Origin of the sequence: Bosea sp. NBC_00550, from assembly GCF_026020075.1 — a bacterium.
Classification (GTDB): Bacteria; Pseudomonadota; Alphaproteobacteria; order Rhizobiales; family Beijerinckiaceae; genus Allobosea.
In genome coordinates this window covers 5,641,102-5,662,008 of record NZ_CP102772.1, presented here as the reverse complement: position 1 = coordinate 5,662,008, position 20,907 = coordinate 5,641,102, and the positions used below count along the sequence as shown (strand labels likewise).

The following is a 20,907-nucleotide window of genomic DNA, read 5'->3' as shown; positions in this document are numbered from 1 at the left end:
CTGGAGAGAAAGCCGCGCCGGCGCGGGCGGATCGCGATGAAGAGCCGCGCGGACCAGTTGCTCGTCGAACGCGGCTTCTTCGAAAGCCGGGCGCGGGCGCAGGCTGCGATAGCTGCCGGGCTGGTCAGCGCCAATGGTCAGCCGGTGCGGAAGGCCTCGGAGATGGTGGCGCGGGATGCTGCGCTGACGGCCGAGGCGCCGCATCCTTACGTCTCACGCGGCGGCCTGAAATTGGCAGGCGCGCTCGATGCCTTCGGCTTCGATCCGGCCGGGCAGGTCTGCCTGGATGTCGGGTCGTCGACCGGCGGCTTCACCGATCTTCTACTGAAGCGCGGCGCGCGCCATGTCGTCGCCGTCGATGTCGGCCGCGACCAGCTCCACGCTTCGCTGCGCGCAAATCCGCGGGTGACGAGTTTCGAGGGTCAGGACATTCGCACGCTGGCGCCGGAGGCTATGCCGGAAATGCCAGCCCTCGCCGCCATCGATGTCAGCTTCATCTCGCTCAAGCTCGTCCTGCCGGCGGTTGCGGCCTTGCTCGTGCCGCAAGCCGGGATCGCGGCGCTGATCAAGCCGCAATTCGAGGCCGGACGGGCGGCGCTCAAGAAGGGCATCGTCCGGGACGAGGCGATCCAGCAGCAAGTCTGCGACGACATCGTCGCGCTGTTCGGCACGCTGGGCTTCACCGTCGAAGGACCGATCCCCTCCCCGATCGAAGGCGGCGACGGCAATCGCGAGTTTCTCGTCGGAGCGCGGCGCAAGCCCTGATCAACGCGCGAGCAGCGCGTCGATCTCCTCCTGCAGGGCGGCGTCCTCGAAGATGGCGATATCGATCATGCCGTTGGCGTTGATGAACTGCGTCGCGCGGCCGATCTGCCGGCGCAGGGCCTCACCGGCCACCTCGATGATCATCGGCAACTCAGGCGGCTGCGGCTTTTCGGTCAGAAGCGCGCACACTGTCCGCACCAGCCGGGTCATCGACAGGCAGATATCCTCGAAAGCCCTTGCCCGGACGAGATCGACCCGGTCATAGGCCGCGAGCGCCGAGGCCGCACAGCGCAGCTGAGAGGAGCGGAAATGCTCGCGATAGCTGATGCTGTGCCAGGCCTGGAGATCGGCGAGGACGGTGTCATCCAGCGCCGCCATCTCGATGAGCATCAGGGCTTCGCTGTAGCGGTTGAGGAAATCGGTCGACATACGGGGTGCGTCGACGCTTCCGGCCCGGTTTGCCGGCGCATCGACCGGCACATTCGTCGCGATGGCGCTCATCTTCTGCCCCGAATCGGGGCGACTATGTTTGGCCAACCGGAAAGAAAGTGTTGATCTGACCGCCTCGTCTCGACGTAAACAGCCGGCATGTGCGGACGCTATGCGATCACCCTGCCCCCTGAAGCCATGCGCGAGACCTTCGGCTATCGCGAGCAGCCGAATTTCCCGCCGCGCTACAATATCGCACCGACGCAGCCGATTCCTGTCGTGCTGCCGCATGACGGGGCGCGGCGCTTCCTGCTGATGCGCTGGGGCTTCATCCCCGGCTGGGTCCGGGACGCCAAGGATTTCCCGCTCGTCATCAATGTGCGCAGCGAGAGCGCGGCCGAGAAGCCCTCCTTCCGCAACGCGCTGACGCGCCGGCGTTGCCTGCTGCCGGCCGATGCCTTCTATGAATGGCGGCGCAGCGGCTCCGGCCGCCAGGCGCAGAACGAAGCCTTCCTGTTCCGCCGGCCGGATCGCGGCTTCTTCGCCTTCGCCGCGCTGTGGGAGACCTGGAATTCGCCGGATGGTTCCGAGATCGACACGGTGGCGATGATGACCGGACCCGCCAATGGACTGATGGCACCGATCCATCACCGCAGCCCGATCATCCTGGACCCTGATGACCATGACGCCTGGCTCGATCCTCAGAGCACCCCGCAGCAGACGGCCCGGCTGCTGAAGCCGCCGCCGGACGATCTTCTGGAGGCCGTCGCCATCGGCAGCGCCGTCAACAAGGTCGCCAACGACGCGCCGGAGGTGCAGCTGCCTCTCGCCGACCTGCCTCGCTCCGAACCGAGCGAAGAGCCGAAGCGTCATGCGCGCAAAGCGGCCCGGCCTCCCGCCGATGATGGGCAAGGCAGCCTGTTCTAGGGCCGGAATCATGCTCTGATCGTTGCAGAAGACGACGAGGAGACGAAGCATGCACGGCCGCCGCCCCACCATGACCTCCCGCCACGGCATGGTCGCCGCGGCCCATCCACTGGCGGCACAGGCCGGCGCGCGCGTCCTGGCGCAGGGCGGCAACGCCTTCGATGCCGCCGCCGCGACCGCCGCCGCGCTCAACGTCGTCGAACCCTTCATGTCGGGCCTCGCCGGGATGGGCTTCGCGACGATGTGGGTCGCGGCCGAGCAGCGCGTGCGCGTGCTCGATTTCGTGCCGCCGGTGCCCGCCAGCTTCCCGGCAGAGCGCTTCAGCAAGCGCACCGACCTCGAGCGGGGCGCGCTCGCCGTCGCCTCCCCCGGCAATCTCGCCGGCTGGTGCGAACTCGTGAAGAGCTATGGCCGCAAGCCGCTGCCTGATGTCTTCGCGCCGGCGATCGCTCTGGCCCGGGATGGTTTCGCGCTGGCCGAGTTCGGCGCCGCGGAGTTCGAGGAGAACGACCCGCTGCTGAAGACCTATCCCGCTCTCTATCCGGCCTGGTCCGCGAACTATCAGCCCGGTGGCGAGACGCTGCATCTCGGCTCGCTGCTGGTCCAGTCCGACCTTGCCAGGACGTTGAGCGAGATCGCCGAGAAGGGACCCGATCATTTCTACCGCGGCGCGCTGGGCGAGCGCGTCGTCACGCATCTGCAGGCACTCGGCGGCTCGCTGACCATGGCCGACCTCGCCGCGGTGAAGACCGTCTGGCGCGAGCCGCTGGCGGCTTCCTATCGCGGGCTTTCCGTGCATGTGCCGCCGCCGTCCTGCGAGGGCTTCCAGCTCCTGCTGACGTTGCGCCTCCTCGATGGGCTCGATCTCGCCGCCCTGCCGAAGGATGGGCCGGATCATCTCGACCTCGTCTACCGCGCGATCCGCCTCGCCGCCGGCGAGCGCATCGCCCACAACAATCCGAGCCCGGAGAAGCTTGCCGAGATGCTGTCCGACGCTGCGATCGAACGGCTGCGCAAGCGTCTCACAGACGGCAAGCGGGTGACCGGGCCGACTGAGCAGTGGACGCCGCAGGAGAACGAGGATCAGGCGCACACGACCTCGTTCTCGATCGCCGACAGCGAGGGCAACCTGATCTGCATCACGCAGAGCCTCGGCAGCCCGTTCGGCAGCGGCGTGGTCGTGCCGGGCACTGGCCTGTGCCTCAACAACTTCCTCTACTGGGCGGATGTGCAGCCGGAGAGCCCGAACCGCTCCAAGCCCGGCGATGCGCTGCCGATGTGCATGTCTCCGTCCATCTCGACCCAGGACGGCAAGCCGGTGCTCGCGCTCGGCACGCCCGGCAGCTACGGCATCATGCAGACGCAGGCGCAGGCCATAGTGCAGCATCTCGACTTCGGCCTGCCGTTGCAGGACGCGATCGAGGCACCCCGCGCCCGGCTCTGGGATGGGCGCCTCGTCGAGATCGAGAACCGGATCGTGCCCGAGACCATCGCCGAGCTCATACGGCGCGGGCACGACGCCAGGGCTTTCGATGTCGGCTGGACGATGCGCTGCGGCGGCATGCAGGGGGTTGCGGTCGATCCGGCGACCGGCATCTTCACCGGGGCCGCCGATCCGCGCCGCGACGGCTACGTCGCGACGCCGTAGAACATTTTGCGAGGAATCTCCCCGTCATTCCGGGCCGATCCGAAGGATCGAGCCCGGAACCAAGAACCGATGCCGTTCATCGAGAAGATGTAGACGACCAGCCCGCGTTACGATGGGGCGGATCGGTTCTGGGTTGCGGGCTCATGGCTTCGCCATGCCCCGGAATGACGGGGCGGCTCCGAGGGCAGCCCAGCCGGGAAATCTCAGGCGACGATCTCGCCGCGGAAGGCCCAGCGGGTCATCCGTCGCTCGACCAGGGCGCAGAGCGCATAGAGCGCCATGCCCATGATGGCGATGGAGAACAGGCCGGCGAAGGTCGTCGGCGCGTCGTTGCGCGCGCCGGCCGAGAGCATCAGGAAGCCGATGCCGCGATTGCCGCCAACCGTCTCGGACAGCACCGAGCCGACGAAGGCGAGCGTCACCGCGACCTTCAGGCTGGCGAAGAGATAGGGCATGGCGCGGGGAACACCGACCTTGGTCAGGATCTGCCATTGGCTCGCGCCGAGCGAGCGCATCACGTCGCGCATCTCAGGCTCGATGGTGGCGAGCCCCGTGGCAACATTCACGACGATGGGAAAGAAGGAGATGACGAAGGCGGTGATCACCGCCGGCAAGGCGCCGACGCCGACCCAGATCATCAGGATCGGCACGATGGCCACCTTCGGGATCGCGTTGAAGGCGATCAGCAGCGGGTAGAGACCCGAATAGACGAAGGGCGAGGCGCCGATGGCGAGGCCGAGCAGCAGGCCGAAACCGATCGCCAGCGCGAAGCCGATCAGGGTGGTCCAGAGCGTCTCCAGGCAGAAGCGCAGCAGGATGTCCCAGCGCAGGATCATCGTCTCGATGATCCGCGTCGGGCGCGGCGCCAGAATCTCCGGCACATCGAAAACGATGCAGGCCAGCTCCCAGATCAGCAGCAGGCCGATCATGGCGAGCCAGGGCATGGCGACCAGCAGCAGGCGCCTTTGCGTCTCGGTCATCGGACTACTCCGTCATTCCGGGGCATGCCGCAGGCATGAGCACGGAACCCATGAAGACCGTGGGAGCCGGAGCAGGCGCAAGTCGCCGTCGCGCTTCATCAAGCAGCGGCGTGTTCATGGGTTCCGGACTCGCCGCTGACGCGGGGCCCCGGAATGACGGCGAGCGTCCATGATCACAGGTCATGGTCACGCATGCTCCAGATGGATGCGCTCGCGCAGTTCGTGGACGATGTCGACGAACTCGACCGTGAAGGTCGTCTCCAGCGTGCGCGGGCGGGGCAGCTCGATCCTGCGGATCTTGACGATCTTCCCTGGGCGGCGGCTCATCACATAGACGGTGTCGGCGAGATAGACCGCCTCGCGCAGGTCGTGCGTCACGAGCACGGCGGTGAAGCGGCGCTCCATCCAGAGCTTCTGCATCACGCCCCAGAGCTCCTCGCGCGTGAAGGCGTCGAGCGCGCCGAAGGGCTCGTCTAGCATCAGGATGTCGGGGTCGTGGATGAGCGCCCGGCACAGGCTGGAGCGCTGCTGCATGCCGCCCGAGAGCTGCCACGGGTATTTCTCGCCGAAGCCGCCGAGACCGACCGAGGCCAGCAACGCCTCGACGCGCGCGACATATTCGGCCTTGTTGGCGCGGAAGCGCCGCTTGTGCGGCTCGACCACCTCGAGCGGCAGCAGGATGTTGTCGAGCGTCGTGCGCCAGGGCATCAGCGTCGGCGCCTGGAAGGCCATGCCGACGCCGCGGATCGGACCCTTGACCACCTGCCCGTGGACCCGTACCTCGCCGCCGGTGGGCGGCAGCAGCCCGGTGACGAGCTTCATCAGGGTCGACTTGCCGCAGCCGGAAGGCCCGACCACGGCGATGAATTCGCCCTTGGCGATGGAGAGCGTCGCATCCTCCAGCGCCTGCATGCGCGAAGGGCCGCTGCCATAGGCGAGGCTGACCTGACGCAGCTCGACGAGAGGCGGTTCTGTTGTCACGGCCATCCGGGCGTCATTCTCGGGCTTGCCCCGAGAATCTCGGGAAGGAAGGGCTCCAAGGAGATGGCCGGGTCAGGCCCGGCCATGACGGCAGCGGTCAGGGCGCGACCATCCGCTCGGCCTTCGGCGGCAGGAACTTGCCGGTGAAGACCTTGTCCGGCTCGGGAGCCGCAGGCAGGCCGAAGGCTTCGGCGACGTCCTTGACCGAGCGGGCGAAGCGGGCCGGCTCGACGTCGCCCATGCCGTTCTCCTTCACGAAGGGCGTCAGCACGTTCAGCCTCAGCGACATGTCGAGGCGCTCGGTTTCCAGCTTCTCATCGATCAGCGGGTCGCGCTTCTTGGCGGCGGCGATGCCGAGCGCCGGATTGGCGGCGACCTCCTTCCAGGCCTTGGCGGTGGCGCGCAGGAAGCCGGTCACGACCTCGGGCTTCGCCGCCAGCGCCGGCGAGACGATGATGCCGTTGCCGTACACGTCCATCTTGAAGTCGGAATAGTTGAACGAGACGACGTCCTCCGCCTTCACGCCGCGCGCCTTCAGGTCGAGGATCGACGAGAAATAGTGGCCGGAGATGAAATCGACCGTGCCCTGGACCAGCGATTGCTCGCGCAATTGCGGCGTCAGGTTGACGTGCTGGACACTCGCGGCGTCGAGCCCCACCTTCTTGGCGAAGGCCGGGAACAGCCGGAAGGAGGCGTCGAAGACGGGGGCGCCGAGCTTCTTGCCGGCGAGATCGCCCGGCTTGGCGATGCCGCTCTTCTTCAGCGCATGGACGCCGAAGGGCGGGAAATCATAGGCCATGAAGACGCAGAGGATCTCCTTGCCGGCGTTCTTGGCGTTGTACTCGATCAGCGAGTTCACGTCGGCGAAGCCGATGTCGTAAGCGCCTGTGGCGACGCGCTGGACGGCGCCGGCCGAGCCCTGGCCGGGATCCATCGTGACGTCGAGCCCCTCGGCCTTGTAGTAACCCTTGTCGAGCGCGACGAGGAAGGGCGAGGTCGGCCCCTGGAAGACCCAGTCGAGCGTGAACTTGATAGGGGTCTGGGCGGCCGCGGGCATCGCGCCGGCCAACGCAGCCGCTCCGACCAAAGCCGCGCCGACAAGGCTGCGCCGCGTCGGCCCAAAGCCCTTCGCCCATGCGCAATTCGACAGCATCCGCGCCACGCCGATCATTCCAGCCAACCCCTCATGTTTTCTTTATGGGCCGAAGGCTAGAGACGCGGCGAAAAGCGGTCAATCAGGCGGAAGACTGGTCCTGCCATTTTTTTAGGCAGAGAAGCTCGGAGGAGTATTTGCGCGCGGCAGGCTGCTCATTAAGCTGCCGTCATTCTCGGGCGGAGCGAAGCGCAGACCCGGGGACCTCCGGCTGAACGAGGCGCTGGAACCTCCTGCGCCAGATGCTCGGGCCAAGCCCGAGCATGACGTGCGCCCAGCGGGCTCAGCCCTGCGCCAGCACCGAGCCCGGGTTCAGAATCCCTTTCGGATCGAGCGTCTTCTTCAGCGTGCGCATCAGATCGAGCTCGACCGGATCCTTCACGCCCGGCAACAGGTCGCGCTTGAGGCGGCCGATGCCGTGCTCGGCCGAGATCGAGCCATGCAGCTCGGTGACGATGGCATGCACCGCCTCGTTCATCTCGCTCCAGCGGGCAAGATAGGCGGCCTTGTCCGCGCCCACGGGCTGGCTGATGTTGAAATGGATGTTGCCGTCGCCGAGATGGCCGAAAGGCACCGGCCGGCAGCCCGGCACCATCGCCTCCACCACCGCGATGGCGCGCTTCAGAAACTCCGGCGTGGCATGGATCGGCACGGAAACGTCGTGCTTGATCGAGCCGCCCTCATAGGTCTGCACCTCCGACATCATCTCGCGCAGCTTCCAGAAATCGGCGCGCTGGGTCAGCGAGCCGGCGAGTGCAGCGTCGGTGACGATGCCCTTCTCCAGGGCGTCGCCGAGGAAGGCCTCGACATGCTCGTCGAGCCCGGCGGCAACTTGAGCCGAAACCTCCATCAGTACATACCAGGGCGACGGCTCCGAGAGCGGGTCGCGCGCGCCGGAGGCGTGGCGCAGGACGAATTCGAGCCCGACGCGCGGCATCAACTCGAAGGTGGTGAGCGTGCCGCCTGCGCCGGCCTTGGCATCGTTCAGCAGCTCCAGCGCCGCTTCCGGGCTGGGCACGGCGAGGAAGGCCGTGGCGCGCGCCGCCGGCAGCGGGAAGAGCTTGAGCACCGCGGCCGTGATGATGCCGAGCGTGCCTTCGGCGCCGATGAAGAGGTTCTTCAGATCGTAGCCGGTGTTGTCCTTGCGGAGCTGGCGCAGCCCGTTCCAGATGCGGCCGTCCGGCAGCACAACTTCCAGGCCCATGCAGAGTTCGCGGGCATTGCCATAGGCGAGCACGGCGGTGCCGCCGGCATTGGTGGCGAGGTTGCCGCCGATCGTGCAGGAGCCCTCGGAAGCGAGCGAGAGCGGGAACAGGCGCCCGGCAGCCTCGGCCGCATCCTGCGCCCGCTTCAGGGTGACGCCGGCCTCGACGATCATCGTATCGCCTTCGGTGTCGACGGTGCGGACCTTGTCGAGGCGCTGCAGCGAGAGGATGACCTCCCTGCCATCCGCGGTCGGGATCTGGCCGCCGACGAGGCCGGTATTGCCGCCTTGCGGCACCAGCGTCGTGCCGGTCTCGGCCGCGAGCTTCACCAGCTCGGCAACCTCAGCTGTGGAGCCGGGGCGAACGATGCCTTGAGCCTTGCCACGGAAGAGATCGCGCCACTCCTTGAGATAGGGCACCATCGCGTCGGCATCGGTGATGATGTTCTTCGCACCGACGATACCGGCCATGCGATCGAGAATTGCACTCATCCTGAAGCCCTGCCCTCAGCCCTTCTTGCCGCGCCGGAAGACGCCGACAAGTTCGACATGGGCGGAATAGCGGAACTGGTCGACCGGTGTCACGCCTTCCAGCGCATATCCGCCCGCAGCCAGCGTCGCAGCGTCGCGCGCGAAGCTGCCGGCGTCGCAGGAGACGTAGATCACGTCCCTGACCTTCGAGGCCGCCAATCGCTTGACCTGCGCCTCCGCACCGGCGCGCGGCGGATCGAGCACGATGGCGTCGAAGCCGTTGAGCTCATGCTCCAGCAGCGGACGGCGGAAGAGATCGCGCGTCTCGGTCGTGACGGGCTTGAGGCCTTGCGTCGCCCCTGCTCCCCGGCTCAGCGCCAGCGTCGCCGCCTTGTCGCTCTCGATGGCGAGGACCTGCATGCGCTCGGCGAGGCGGAAGCTGAACGGGCCGCAGCCGGCGAAGAGATCGGCGACGCGTTTGCCCTTCGGCAGCGCCGCCATGACAAGCCCGGCCAGAATCTCCTCGCCAGCTGCCGTCGCCTGCAGGAAACCGCCTGCGGCCGGCGCGACCAGGGCCTTGCCCATATGCTGCAAGGGCGGGCGACGCTCGACGACGATCTCGCCATGGTTGGAGAGCCGTGCGAGATCCAGCCGTTCCGCGAGTTGGGTCAAGGCGAGCCTGAGCTTGTCGCCGAGCGGGCCATGGCCGCGCATATCGACATCGAGCCCGGCTTCGGAGGCGGTGATCTGGATATCCAGCGGCTTGTTCGCTCCGCCCATGCGGTTCGCCAGCATCTGCGCGACGGCCGGCGCCCGCGCCAGCCCCGGCGCCAGAACCGGGCAGGCTTCGACGGCGATCAGTTCATGGCTGCGCGCCGCCATGAAGCCGACCAACATGGTCTCGCCCTGCCGGCGGGCATGGAAGGTGACGCGGCGACGGCCCTCGCCATGGGCATCGATCAGATCGGCGACAGGCGCCTCGACGCCGGCGCGGCTCAGTGCCGTCACGACCTGCTGGCGCTTCCATTCGCGATAGAGGCCGGGCGCCATGTGCTGCGCGGCGCAGCCGCCGCACCGGGTAAAGAGCGGGCAGATCGCGGCGATGCGGGAAGCGGACGCGATGATCTCGACGAGCTGGCCGCGCTCGCCATCGACCACGGCACGCACCGTCTCGCCCGGCAACGCATAGGGCACGAACACCTGGCCGGAAGGCGCCTGCACGACGCCGTCGCCGCGCTGTCCGAGGCGATCGATGACCAGCGTCTCGTTCATGTCAAGTTTCGGTGCGGAACCCTGCGGCGGATTCGTACGGACGGCGGGCATGATGACAATTTCCGGCACGGCGCCGGCCTGCTGATGACGGGAACAAGGCTTTCGCCTATCAGGTCGAGGACGAATTGGGAAATTTCGCCATGACCATCCGCGACGGCGTCATCGAAGCCATCGGCAACACCCCGCTCATCAAGCTCGCGCGCGCTTCGGCGGAGACCGGCTGCGCCATCCTCGGCAAGGCCGAGTTCATGAATCCCGGTCAGTCGGTGAAGGATCGCGCCGCGCTCGCCATCATCCGCGACGCCGAGGCAAAGGGGCAGCTCAAGCCGGGCGGCGTCATCGTCGAGGGCACGGCGGGCAATACCGGCATCGGCATCGCGCTCGTCGGCAACGCGCTGGGCTATCGCTCGGTGATCGTGATCCCCGATACGCAGAGCCAGGAAAAGAAGGACATGCTGCGGCTCGCCGGCGCGACGCTGGTCGAGGTGCCGGCCGCGCCCTACGCCAACCCGAACAACTATGTGAAGGTTTCCGGCCGGCTCGCCGAAGAGCTGGCGAAGACCGAGCCGAACGGCGCCGTCTGGGCCAACCAGTTCGACAATACCGCCAATCGTCAGGGCCATATCGACACGACCGGCCCGGAGATCTGGGATCAGACGGCTGGCAAGGTCGACGGCTTCATCTGCGCCGTCGGCTCGGGCGGCACGCTCGCTGGCGTCGGCATCGCCCTCAAGGCGCGCAATCCGAAGGTGATGATCGGGCTCGCCGACCCGATGGGCGCGGCGCTCTACTCCTATTACACGAGCGGCGTGCTCAAATCGGAAGGCTCGTCGATCACCGAGGGCATCGGCCAGGGGCGGATCACCGCCAACCTCGAAGGTCTGGCTGTCGATGCCGGCTTCCAGATCCCGGATGCGGAGGCGGTGCAGATCGTCTTCGATCTCCTGGAGCACGAGGGACTCTGTCTCGGCGGCTCGTCCGGCATCAACGTCGCCGGCGCGATTCGACTGGCGAAGCAGATGGGCCCCGGCCACACGATCGTGACCGTGCTCTGCGATTACGGCACGCGCTACCAGTCGAAGCTGTTCAACCCGGAATTCCTGCGCTCGAAAGACCTGCCGGTGCCGGGCTGGCTGGAGCGGGACGATTCCAGCCTGAAGCAGGTCATGTCGAAGGTGCTGGCGTAAGAGTCGGCGGACCCGCCGGCACCCGGGTCATTTTGCCAGAAAAGTGATTTCCACCGGGCTGCAACAGTTCTAGCCTGCCCTTTGGTTATCCCGCGATCGACGAGGTGGTCGCATGGCAGTCTCGAATGTCAGGTTCGCCGCTTCGGTGGCTCCGGAACAACGGCCCCGTGACGCTGCCGCCGAACCGGGCCACGTCCATGCGGCCGGCGTCGTCGCATCGAGCGTCTATGCCCATGGCGTCCGCATCGCCGATATTCCGGTGGAGGAAGCCGGGGACTGGGCGCAGAAAGACGGCCATGTCGTCTGGATCGGGCTGCTGGAACCCGAAGCCGCCCTGCTCAAATGCGTGCAGCAGCAGTTCAACCTGCATCCCCTGGCGGTCGAGGACGCGACGAACGCCCATCAGCGCCCCAAGCTGGAGCAATATGGCGACGCCCTGTTCGTGGTGGCGCGCACCGCGCAGTTGATCGAGGGCCGTATCGCCTTCGGCGAGACGCATATCTTCGTCGGCCGCGGCTACATCGTCAGCGTGCGCCACGGTGCCTCGACCTCGTACACATCGGTCCGGCAGCACTGGGAAACCTGCCCGACCTCGCTGGCGAAGGGCGAGGACTTCATCCTCTATGCGATCCTCGATTTCATCGTCGACAACTACATGCCGGTGCTCGAGGCGATCCATGAAGAGGTCGAGGAGATCGAGGACATGGTTCTCGCCAGGCCGATGGCTCGCGCCGATATCGAGCGGCTCTACATGCTCAGGCGCGACCTGCTGCGCCTGCGCAACGCCATCGCGCCACTGGTCGATGTCTGCCAGCGGCTGACCAATGGCAGCGTGCCGCAGGTGCGGCCGACGCTCGCGCCGATGTTTCGGGACGTCACCGACCATGTCCGCACCGTGCAGGAGAAGATCGACAGTTTGCGCGAGGTGCTGGCCTTCGCTTTCGAAGCGAGCCTGCTCGTCGGCCAGGGCCAGGAGAATGCGATCACCAAGAGGCTGGCGTCATGGGCCGCCATCCTGGCGGTCCCGACGGCCGTCGCTGGCGTTTACGGCATGAATTTCAAGAACATGCCGGAACTCGAACTCCATTACGGCTACTACGCCGTGCTCTCGGTCATCGTCACGTCCTGCGCCATCCTGTACTGGCGCTTCAAGCGCAATGGCTGGCTGTAGCGAGCGGCGATTTCCGAGGGCGTTACCCGTCAGCGCAGGGGCCAGACCAGCAGGATCATCGGCACGGCCAGCAGGATGACGATGAGCGAAAGCGGGGCGCCGAGACGGGCATAGTCGCCGAAGCGATAGCCGCCCGGCCCCATCACCAGCGTGTTGCACTGGTGGCCGATCGGCGTGAGGAAGTCGCAGGCGGCGCCGATGGCCACCGCCATCAGGAAGGCATCGGGATTGTAGCCGAGATTTTTGGCGAAGCCGGCGCCGATCGGCGCCATGACCAGCACCGTCGCGGCGTTGTTGAGGAAGGGCGTCACCGCCATCGCCGCCACCAGGATCAGCGCGACCGAGGCCCAGCCGGGCAACCCGCCGCCGATCGTGGCGAGCCAGGAGGCGAAGAGATCGGTGGTGCCCGTGCTGCGCAAGGTGTCGCTGACCGGGATCAGCGCCGCCAGCATGAGCAGGATCGGCGCGTCGATGCTCTGATAAGCCTCGCGCAGCGGCACGCATCGGCAGGCGATCAGCAGGACAGCCGCCGCGAAGAAGACGAGCGGCACCGGTGCCAAGCCGGCGGCGAGAGCTATGATGGCCGCCAGCACGATCGTCACGGTCAGCACCACGCGGCGTGTCGAGCCCAGCGGCACGAGCCGGTCGGCAAGCGGCAGTAGCGCCAGTTCCGAGAGCTTCTCCGGCAGGAGCTTCTCGTCGCCCTGGATGACGACGATGTCGCCGGCTCGCAGCCTGATGTCGCGCAGCCGCTGGCTGAAGCGCTCGCCGGAACGGCTGATCGCCAGCATGTTGACGCCGAAACGGCTGTGCAGCGCCATGTCGCCGGCCGACTGACCAATGAGCACCGAATCCGGCCCGACGATCGCCTCGGCGATGCGGTCGGGGTCCAGCGCGTCGCCCTTCTGCGTCGGGCGGTCCTTGCCGATGAGATCGAGCCCGCCTTCCGCGACGACGCGCTCCAGCACGGCGGCGTCGCCGCGCAGCAGCAGGATGTCGCCGGCCCGCAGGCCCGCATCCGGCAGCGGCGCCTGCACGCGCCGCTCGTTGCGCAGGATCGAGACGATCTCGGCGCCACTGCCGGCGATGGCCTTGAGGTCGGCGACCGTCCTGCCGGCGGAGCTTCGCCTCGGTGAGATAATCCTTGATGTCGATCGCCTGATCGAGCGAGACCGCGCCGCGCCGGTCGCGCGGCAGCAAACGGTAGCCGACACTGAGGAAGATGCAGCCCGCCAGCGCCACGACGATGCCGACGGGAGCGAAATCGAACATCCGGAAGGGCTCGCCGCCAAGCTCCTGCCGCACACGCGCGACGATGACGTTCGGCGAGGTGCCGACCAGCGTGACGATGCCGCCGAGCAGCGAGCCGAAGGCCATCGGCATCAGGAAGACCGAAGGCGATTTCCCGTCCTTGCGTGCGAGCTGATAAGCGATCGGCAGCATCATCGCGAGCGCGCCGATGTTCTTGATGATCGCCGACATGATGGCGACCATGAAGACGAGCAGCGGCACCTGCAGCTGTGTCGAGCTCAGGCGCGAGCCGAGCCTGGCGAACAGCCGCTCAATGATGCGGGAGCGCGCCACGGCGGCGCTCAGCACCAGCGCGCTGCCGACGATGATGACGATGTCGTCCGAAAAGCCCTTGAAGGCGTCCGCGGTCGGGACCAATCCGAGCGCGACGCCGAGCAGCAGCGCCAGCATCGCGACGATGTCGTAGCGCAGGCGGCCCCACAGGAAGGCCGCCATCATGCCGGCGACGAGGAGAACGGAGAGAATCTGAGGCTGGGTCATCCGGTCGTCAGGGCAGCCGCCGCAAGCCTGGCTTCAGAGCCATTTCTTCCAGCGAAAGAGCAGATAGGGCAGCACGGCGAACAGGATCATCAGCCCGATCGCCAGGGGGTATCCCCATTGCCACTCCAACTCCGGCATCGTCTTGAAGTTCATGCCGTAGATCGAGGCGATCAGGGTCGGCGGCATCAGCGCCACGGAGACGACCGAGAACAGCTTGATGATCTTGTTCTGCTCGATCGAGACGAGGCCGAGCGTGGCGTCCAGCATGAACTGCAGTTTGTTGGAGAGGAAGGTGGCGTGCTCCTCGATGGCCTGCACGTCGCGCACGGCCGAGCGCCATTCGGCCGAGAAGCCGGTCTGCGCCTTCTTCGGCCGGGTGTAGTTGGCGGACAGGAACAGCAGCACGCGCTCGACCGACATCATGCTCTCCCGGACATTCGAGATGATGTGCTCGTGCTGGCCGATATGCTGGATCACCACCTGATAGACGCCGCCCCGTTCGACATCCTGGCCGCGGCCGGCGAAGATTCGCCGCGACGCCATGTCGACCTTGTCGCCGACCCCGCGCAGCACTTCTGCGGCGCGGTCGACGATCGCCTCGATCAGCCCGTCGAGCACCGCTTCCGGCTGCGGGCCGCAGCCGCCGGGCTTGGTGGCGCGGTTGAGGAAGATGTTGAAGGCGCCGGGTTCGTCATAGCGCACCGTCACCAGCGCCTTCTCGGTCAGGATGAAGGTGACATCAGCCAGTTTGGGGACGATCGTCTCGGACTGGCAGATGACGCGCGCCGTCATGTAGCGCGCGCCGTTCTCGGTATAGATGATCTCGGAAGGCTCGAGATCGTGCATCTCCTCGCGTGTCGGTATGGAGATGCCGAGATGCTGCTCGACCCGCCGGTCCTCCTCGGGCGTCGGGTTGAGCAGGTCGATCCAGACCGCCTCGGCCGGAAAGGCCTCATCGAGCCCGAGCTCGGCATGGCGAAGCTTGTTGCGCGAATCGGGGCAGATGCCGTGGATCATCAGCATGGGCACGAATCTCGCTGCACGGTCAGGATGGAGACCGGCAGGAACGCTGATCCGAGGGCGATGTCAAACCGGCGACGCCTCAGACCCCGCCCTTGACGCCCTGCGGCGGCTTGCTGTCGGCCGGCACGAAGAAGTCCGGCATGAGCGGCACCGAGGGATCGACGCGATAGGGCGTGAAGTCGGTGACGCCCTCGCCGGCCATGAAGCTGTCATCGATCAGGAAGTTGCCGGAAAACTCCCGCGAAGGCTTCGAGAAGATCATGTGTGCGGCGTCGGCGAGGATCTCAGGCGTCCGGCTCGCCTGCACCATCTTGTCGCCGCCGAGCAGGTTCTGGACGGCGGCGGTGGCAATCGTCGTGCGCGGCCAGAGCGCGTTGACGGCGATGCCCTTCGAGGCGAGCTCGCCGGCGAGGCCGAGCACGCACAGGCTCATGCCGTATTTGGCGATGGAATAGGCCAGGTGCGGCGCGAACCAGTGCGTCTTCATGTCGAGCGGCGGCGAGAGCATCAGGATATGCGGATTCTCGGCCTTCTCCAGCTGGGGAATGGCGTATTTCGAGACCATGAAGGTGCCGCGCGTATTGATCTGCTGCATCAGATCGAAGCGCTTCATGTCGGTCATCTGCGTGTTGGTCAGCGAGATCGCGCTGGCGTTGTTCACGACAATGTCGATGCCGCCGAAGGTCTCGGCGGTCCTGGCGATCGCCTCCGCGACGCTCTGCTCGTCGCGGACGTCGACCATCAGCGGCAGGCACTTGCCGCCGGCCGCCTCGATCTCGGCGGCAGCGGTATAGATCGTGCCCTGCAGTTTCGGATGCGGCTCGGCGGTCTTGGCGGCGATCGTGACGTTCGCCCCGTCGCGCGCCGCCTTGATGGCGATGGCGAGCCCGATGCCGCGCGATCCACCGGTGATGAAGAGCGTCTTACCCTTGAGCGACATCGCCGCCTCCCTGTTCGTTCGTAATGACGTAGCGGCCCGGCTGCGAGCCATCCCGGTCGGTGAAGCCGTATTCGCGCGCGAGATCGGCGACATGGGGGACTCGGCCCGCATGGCGCGCCAATTCGGGATCTGCCACCAGCGCCGCGACGGCACGGCCGGCATAGAGCGGCGTCTCGGTCGTCTCGGCTGCGAGACCCGCGTCGCGGACGCGCTCGGTCAGGACATGGCCGGGCGAGAGCCCGAGCGCGGTCACTCCGAACGGCCTGAGTTCCTGCGCCATCGCGAAGCTCAACCGATTCATCGCCGCCTTGGCGAGATCGTAGAAGACGTCGCCGAGATAGCCGGTCTCGGTATCGAAGCTCACGGTGACGATGAGACCGGAGCGCATCTGCGCCATGGCCGGCGCCACAGCCCGTGCCAGCAGGAGCTGCGCATAGACGCCGCTCTCGAAGCTCTCGCCCAGCCGTGCGGCGGGGCGGCGCCAGAAGGGCGTGCCGAAGGCCGAGCCATCGGGATAACGCTCGCCGTCATAGCCCTCGTTACCGCCCCAGACCGCATCGACGACGCAGTCGAGCCTGCCGAAACGGCGCAGCGCCCAGGCGACGAGCCCGTCGACCTCCCGCTCGCTGGTGTGGTCGCAGCGATAGGGATGGCCCTTGCCGCCGGCCGCCTCGACCTCGCGCGCGGCGTCCTCGAAGGTCTCCGGCCGCTGGTCGGTATGCGGACCGGCCTCGCTGGAGCGCCCGGTCACGATGACCGTCGCGCCCGCTTCGCCCAGCGCCCGCGCGATGCCCCGCCCAAGTCCACGCGATGCGCCCGCAACGAGGCAGATGCGGCCGGCGAGCGGGGGAGAAACGGCGGTCATGGCTCCAGGCTCCGCCAGGCTGCCGATCCGGACTGCGCGATTTTATAGGCGCTATCGTCATTCCGGGGCTTCGCGCAAGCGAAGAGCCCGGAACCCAGAACCGATGTGCTTGGACAAGGAAACGATCCGTCTCCGCACGCTTCCTTATACAAGGCGTCGGTTCTGGGTTCCGGGCTCACCGCTTCGCGGCGCCCCGGAATGACTGCGCGGATTGAACAAAAACGAGCTAGCCACGCTCCGCCCTCTGCTCTATAGCCCCGCTCCCCTCGCAGCGGAGCAGCATCATGGACAGAACGCATGTAGCGGCGTGCTGGGAGGCCAATGCCGAAACCTGGACGCGGCATGCCCGCGCCGGCTACGACCTTTATCGCGATCTGCAGAACACCCCGGTCTTCCTGGCGAACCTGCCTGATATCGCCGGGTTGAACGGCCTCGACATCGGCTGCGGCGAAGGTGGCAATACGCGCAAGCTCGCCGAGCGCGGGGCGCGGATGACGGCGATCGACATCGCGCCGACCTTCATCCGCCATGCCCGCGAGGCCGAAACGCAGGCGCCGCTGGGCATCACCTATCTGGAGAGCGACGGCACCGCCCTGCCCTTCGCCAACGACAGCTTCGACTTCGCCACCGCCTTCATGTCGCTGATGGACATGCATCGGCAGGATCTCGGCATCGCCGAGGCCGCGCGCGTGCTGAGGCCCGGCGGTTTTCTGCAGTTCTCGATCCTGCATCCCTGCTTCGCGCCGCCGAACCGCAAGGTCCTGCGCGATGCGCAGGGCAACGTGACCGGGCTGCTCATCACCGAGTATTTCAGCGATCCCGCCGGAGCGATCGAGGTCTGGCGCTTCGGCGCGGCGCCCGAGCACGAGAAGGCGGGCGTCGAGCCCTTCCGCGTCCCTCGCTTCCACCGCACGCTGAGCGAATGGGTCGCGATGATCGTCGCCGCCGGCCTCACGATCGAGCACATGGCCGAGCCGAGCGTCGATGCGCGGACCGCGGAAGCCAGGCCCTATCTGGCCGATACGCTGATCGCGCCGCTTTTCCTGCATATCCGCGCCCGCAAGGGCGCGGCCGCCTGAACCGGACGCCGCAGCGCTCACGCCGCGAAGACCGCAGCCGCGTCGGCGATGGCGCCCGCGCCTTCCGTCACCGCGAGTTCGAGCGCCGGCGCCTCGGTCGCGATGCATTCGGCATAGAAGCGGGCCGTGGCGAGATCGCCGGTGCCGTCCGCCTCGGAGCGGGTCGCGAGCGCCTTCTTCGCCAGTCCCGTGCCGCCCTGCGCCAGCGCGAAGAGCTTGAGGTAGGGCGTCGCGCCGGCCAGCGCGTCCGCCGGCTTCGTGCCGATCGCGCCCAGCATCCATTCGGTGGCGCTCTCCAGGGCATCGACGGCTGCGCCGAGGCGGGCGGCCGTATGGCCGAAGCCCGGCGTGTTGGCGCGCTCGACCTCACTGACGACAGAGCGCATCTCGGTGATCAGCGCGTGGACCGCGTCCCCGCCCGAAAGCTGCAGCTTGCGGGTGACGAGGTCGATCGCCTGGATGCCGTTGGTGCCCTCATAGATCGCGGCGATGCGGGCGTCGCGCAGATGCTGGGCAGCGCCGGTCTCCTCGACGAAGCCCATGCCGCCATGGACCTGCACGCCGGTCGAGGCGACGTCGATGCCGATATCGGTGGCATAGGCCTTGGCGACGGGGGTGAGGATCGCGGCGCGCTCGGCGGCCACCTTGCGCCCGGCTTCGTCCGTCTCGCGATGCGAGCGGTCGAGCGCCTCCGCCACCAGATAGGAGATCGCCCGCGCGCCCTGCGTCTTGGCGCGCATGTCCATCAGCATGCGGCGAACGTCGGGATGGACGATGATCGAGCTCATCGGCGCGCCCTTCGGCGCGTCGAGCGCCGCACCCTGCTTGCGATCATGGGCGAAGGCAAGCGCCTGCTGATAGGCGCGCTCGGCGATGGCAACCCCCTGCAGCGCGACATTGAGCCGGGCGTTGTTCATCATCGTGAACATGCAGGCGAGGCCGCGATTTTCCTCGCCGATCAGCCAGCCGATCGCGCCGTCCTTGTCGCCGAAAGCCATGGAGCAGGTCGGCGAGGCGTGGATGCCGAGCTTATGCTCGATGCCGGAGCAGCGCAGGTCGTTATGCGCGCCCAGCGAGCCATCGGCATTGACCAGATATTTGGGCACGAGGAAGAGCGAGATGCCGCGCGTGCCGGGAGGGGCATCAGGCAGGCGCGCCAGGACGAGATGGACGATGTTGTCCGTCAGGTTGTGCTCGCCATAGGTGATGAAGATCTTCTGGCCGGTGATGCGGTAGGTGCCGTCCGGTTGGCGCTCGGCCTTGCTGCGGAGCGCATTGAGGTCCGAGCCCGCCTGCGGCTCGGTCAGGTTCATCGTGCCCATCCACTCGCCCGAGACGAGCTTGGCGAGATAGGTCTCCTTGAGATGATCCGAGCCATGGGCATAAATCGCCTCGATGGCGCCAACTGTCAGCAGCGGGCCGAGCGCGAAGGCGAAGGCGGCCGAGTTCCACATCTCGATGCAGGCCGATTGCAGCAGGGTCGGCAGGCCCTGCCCGCCATAGGCCTCCGGCCCCGGCAGCGCGTTCCAGCCGGCGTCGGCCCAGGCCTTGTAGGCTTCCTTCCAGCCTGGCGGGGTGGTGACCGCGCCGTCCTTAAGCTTCGAGCCATAGGCGTCCCCGACCCGGTTCAGCGGCGCGATGACGTCGGCGGCGAATTTCGCGGCTTCATCCAGCACGGCCTCGGTGACGCCGCCCTCCAGCTCCGGGGTCAGCCCGTCGCCGATCAGCCGGTCGAGGCCTGCGACATGGCGCATGGTGGCGAGCATGTCGGAAACCGGGGCGCGATAGCTCATAGGTCGTCTCCCTGAGGCCGGCGCTGACACTGAAGGACGCCGCAGCCCGCTTTTGCCGTTGCCGCGATGGTAGCGAGGAACTATCGCCTATGCCACGCTGGCCAAGCGCGACCTTCGTTCCGTGTCGTGCCCGCCAGTTAGTTTATATGTAAACGATACCCGGTCAATCTCGCCTTGAGCCAAGCCCTGCCCGCCCCCCGCCCGACCAAGCTCCTCTCAGCCGACGCCGCCGGCATCGCGGAGGCGGCGGCGCTGTTGCGCGATGGTGGGCTCGTCGCGATGCCGACCGAGACCGTATACGGGCTCGCGGCCGATGCGACCTCCGGCACGGCCGTCGCCGGCATCTATGCCGCCAAGGAGCGGCCGAGCTTCAACCCGCTGATCTCGCATCTGCCCGATCTCGCCAGCGCGCGCCGGCAGGGACTGTTCGACGCCAATGCGTTGGCGCTGGCGCAAGCCTTCTGGCCTGGGCCGCTGACGCTGGTCGTGCCCGCATCATCCGGTTGCACGGTGAGCGAACTGGCGCGGGCGGGCCTGCCCTCCGTCGCGCTGCGCGTGCCGGCCCATCCCGTGGCGCATGCCGTTCTCGAAGCGGCCGGCCGGCCGATCGCCGCACCCTCAGCCAATCGCTCCGGCCGGATCAGCGCCACCAGCGCCCAGCATGTCCTCGCCGATCTCGACGGACGGATCGACGCCATCATCGATGCCGGCGCGACCGAGGTCGGCGTGGAATCGACCATCGTCGCTTGCCTTGACGGTGCGCCGCGGCTGCTGAGGCCGGGCGGCGTGCCGCGCGCGGCCATCGAGCATCTGATCGGGCGCCCGCTGGTGCTGGCGGGTGAAGCCGGGAATGCGCCGATCGCGGCGGGAATGCTCAGCTCCCATTATGCGCCGGCGGCGCGGGTCCGGCTCGATGCCGATGCACCTGAAGACGGCGAGGCCTGGCTCGGCTTCGGGCCGGGGCCGGATGTCCCGGCCTCGCTCAACCTCAGCCCGGCCGGCGACCTGCGCGAGGCCGCCAGCAATCTCTTCGGCTATATGCGCCGGCTCGACGAGATGGGCCCCCGGACGATCGCCGTCGCGCGCATCCCCGAGCACGGACTTGGCGAGGCCATCAACGACCGGCTGCGGCGCGCGGCGGCACCGCGCTAGCACTCCGCTCTCTCGGATTTGAATTCCTCCAGCTTGCATCGATGCAAGATTTCGGCTTGCGTGGGCGCTGGAGGAA

The 20,907-nt window shown here is 67.4% G+C and carries 17 protein-coding genes and 1 pseudogene; 7 read left to right on the top strand and 11 right to left on the bottom strand.

Annotated elements, in window-relative coordinates; translation table 11 throughout:
• Nucleotides 1-36: 36 nt before the first annotated feature.
• Nucleotides 37-765 (top strand): TlyA family RNA methyltransferase, encoded by a 729-nt coding sequence (locus NWE53_RS26895; protein WP_265052344.1) that lies wholly within the window; start codon nucleotides 37-39, stop codon nucleotides 763-765.
• On the opposite strand, the gene NWE53_RS26890 is transcribed toward NWE53_RS26895, so the two are convergent.
• Nucleotides 766-1,266, bottom strand: a complete 501-nt coding sequence (locus NWE53_RS26890; protein WP_265052343.1) for a hypothetical protein — start codon at nucleotides 1,264-1,266, stop codon at nucleotides 766-768.
• 87 nt (nucleotides 1,267-1,353) lie between these two features.
• On the opposite strand from NWE53_RS26890, the gene NWE53_RS26885 reads away from it, so the two are divergent.
• Both NWE53_RS26885 and NWE53_RS26880 read left to right on the top strand, forming a co-directional pair.
• Nucleotides 1,354-2,121, top strand: coding sequence for an SOS response-associated peptidase (locus NWE53_RS26885; RefSeq protein WP_265052342.1), 768 nt, complete (start codon nucleotides 1,354-1,356; stop codon nucleotides 2,119-2,121).
• 49 nt (nucleotides 2,122-2,170) lie between these two features.
• Nucleotides 2,171-3,769 (top strand): gamma-glutamyltransferase family protein, encoded by a 1,599-nt coding sequence (locus NWE53_RS26880; protein WP_265052341.1) that lies wholly within the window; start codon nucleotides 2,171-2,173, stop codon nucleotides 3,767-3,769.
• A 203-nt stretch (nucleotides 3,770-3,972) separates the two neighbouring features.
• Here NWE53_RS26880 and NWE53_RS26875 read toward each other — a convergent pair whose 3' ends face one another.
• From NWE53_RS26875 to NWE53_RS26855, 5 genes are all read right to left on the bottom strand, one after another.
• The gene (locus NWE53_RS26875; protein ID WP_265052340.1) at nucleotides 3,973-4,749 is read right to left on the bottom strand and encodes an ABC transporter permease; all 777 of its coding nucleotides are present in this window, start codon (nucleotides 4,747-4,749) and stop codon (nucleotides 3,973-3,975) included.
• A 186-nt stretch (nucleotides 4,750-4,935) separates the two neighbouring features.
• The gene (locus NWE53_RS26870; RefSeq protein ID WP_265052339.1) at nucleotides 4,936-5,736 is read right to left on the bottom strand and encodes an ABC transporter ATP-binding protein; all 801 of its coding nucleotides are present in this window, start codon (nucleotides 5,734-5,736) and stop codon (nucleotides 4,936-4,938) included.
• A gap of 91 nt (nucleotides 5,737-5,827) precedes the next feature.
• Nucleotides 5,828-6,901, bottom strand: coding sequence for an ABC transporter substrate-binding protein (locus NWE53_RS26865; protein ID WP_265055040.1), 1,074 nt, complete (start codon nucleotides 6,899-6,901; stop codon nucleotides 5,828-5,830).
• A gap of 265 nt (nucleotides 6,902-7,166) precedes the next feature.
• Nucleotides 7,167-8,579, bottom strand: coding sequence for an FAD-binding oxidoreductase (locus NWE53_RS26860; protein ID WP_265052338.1), 1,413 nt, complete (start codon nucleotides 8,577-8,579; stop codon nucleotides 7,167-7,169).
• A gap of 15 nt (nucleotides 8,580-8,594) precedes the next feature.
• A complete protein-coding gene (locus NWE53_RS26855) occupies nucleotides 8,595-9,830 on the bottom strand; it encodes a class I SAM-dependent RNA methyltransferase (protein WP_265052337.1) in 1,236 nt (411 codons plus the stop codon).
• Nucleotides 9,831-9,970: 140 nt separating this feature from the next.
• Here NWE53_RS26855 and NWE53_RS26850 point away from each other — a divergent pair, with 140 nt between their 5' ends.
• A complete protein-coding gene (locus NWE53_RS26850) occupies nucleotides 9,971-11,017 on the top strand; it encodes a cysteine synthase A (RefSeq protein WP_265052336.1) in 1,047 nt (348 codons plus the stop codon).
• 112 nt (nucleotides 11,018-11,129) lie between these two features.
• On the top strand, nucleotides 11,130-12,188 hold the full coding sequence (gene corA, locus NWE53_RS26845) for a magnesium/cobalt transporter CorA (RefSeq protein WP_265052335.1): 1,059 nt from the start codon (nucleotides 11,130-11,132) through the stop codon (nucleotides 12,186-12,188).
• 29 nt (nucleotides 12,189-12,217) lie between these two features.
• On the opposite strand, the pseudogene NWE53_RS26840 reads toward corA, so the two are convergent.
• From NWE53_RS26840 to NWE53_RS26825, 4 genes and pseudogenes are all read right to left on the bottom strand, one after another.
• Nucleotides 12,218-13,979 (bottom strand): annotated as a pseudogene (locus NWE53_RS26840) (SLC13 family permease).
• Nucleotides 13,980-14,012: 33 nt separating this feature from the next.
• Nucleotides 14,013-15,002: a magnesium transporter CorA family protein gene (locus tag NWE53_RS26835; RefSeq protein WP_265052334.1), complete on the bottom strand. Its 990-nt coding sequence runs from the start codon at nucleotides 15,000-15,002 to the stop codon at nucleotides 14,013-14,015.
• 79 nt (nucleotides 15,003-15,081) lie between these two features.
• Nucleotides 15,082-15,942, bottom strand: a complete 861-nt coding sequence (locus NWE53_RS26830; RefSeq protein WP_265052333.1) for an SDR family oxidoreductase — start codon at nucleotides 15,940-15,942, stop codon at nucleotides 15,082-15,084.
• Nucleotides 15,926-16,807: an SDR family NAD(P)-dependent oxidoreductase gene (locus NWE53_RS26825; protein ID WP_265052332.1), complete on the bottom strand. Its 882-nt coding sequence runs from the start codon at nucleotides 16,805-16,807 to the stop codon at nucleotides 15,926-15,928. Before NWE53_RS26825 ends, NWE53_RS26830 begins: the two co-directional genes overlap by 17 nt.
• Before the next feature lie 284 nt (nucleotides 16,808-17,091).
• Here NWE53_RS26825 and NWE53_RS26820 point away from each other — a divergent pair, with 284 nt between their 5' ends.
• Nucleotides 17,092-17,886, top strand: coding sequence for a class I SAM-dependent methyltransferase (locus NWE53_RS26820; RefSeq protein WP_265052331.1), 795 nt, complete (start codon nucleotides 17,092-17,094; stop codon nucleotides 17,884-17,886).
• A gap of 17 nt (nucleotides 17,887-17,903) precedes the next feature.
• Here NWE53_RS26820 and NWE53_RS26815 read toward each other — a convergent pair whose 3' ends face one another.
• The gene (locus NWE53_RS26815; protein WP_265052330.1) at nucleotides 17,904-19,679 is read right to left on the bottom strand and encodes an acyl-CoA dehydrogenase; all 1,776 of its coding nucleotides are present in this window, start codon (nucleotides 19,677-19,679) and stop codon (nucleotides 17,904-17,906) included.
• A 174-nt stretch (nucleotides 19,680-19,853) separates the two neighbouring features.
• Between NWE53_RS26815 and NWE53_RS26810 the strand changes: the two genes are divergently transcribed.
• Nucleotides 19,854-20,831 (top strand): L-threonylcarbamoyladenylate synthase, encoded by a 978-nt coding sequence (locus tag NWE53_RS26810; protein WP_265052329.1) that lies wholly within the window; start codon nucleotides 19,854-19,856, stop codon nucleotides 20,829-20,831.
• Nucleotides 20,832-20,907: the final 76 nt, after the last annotated feature.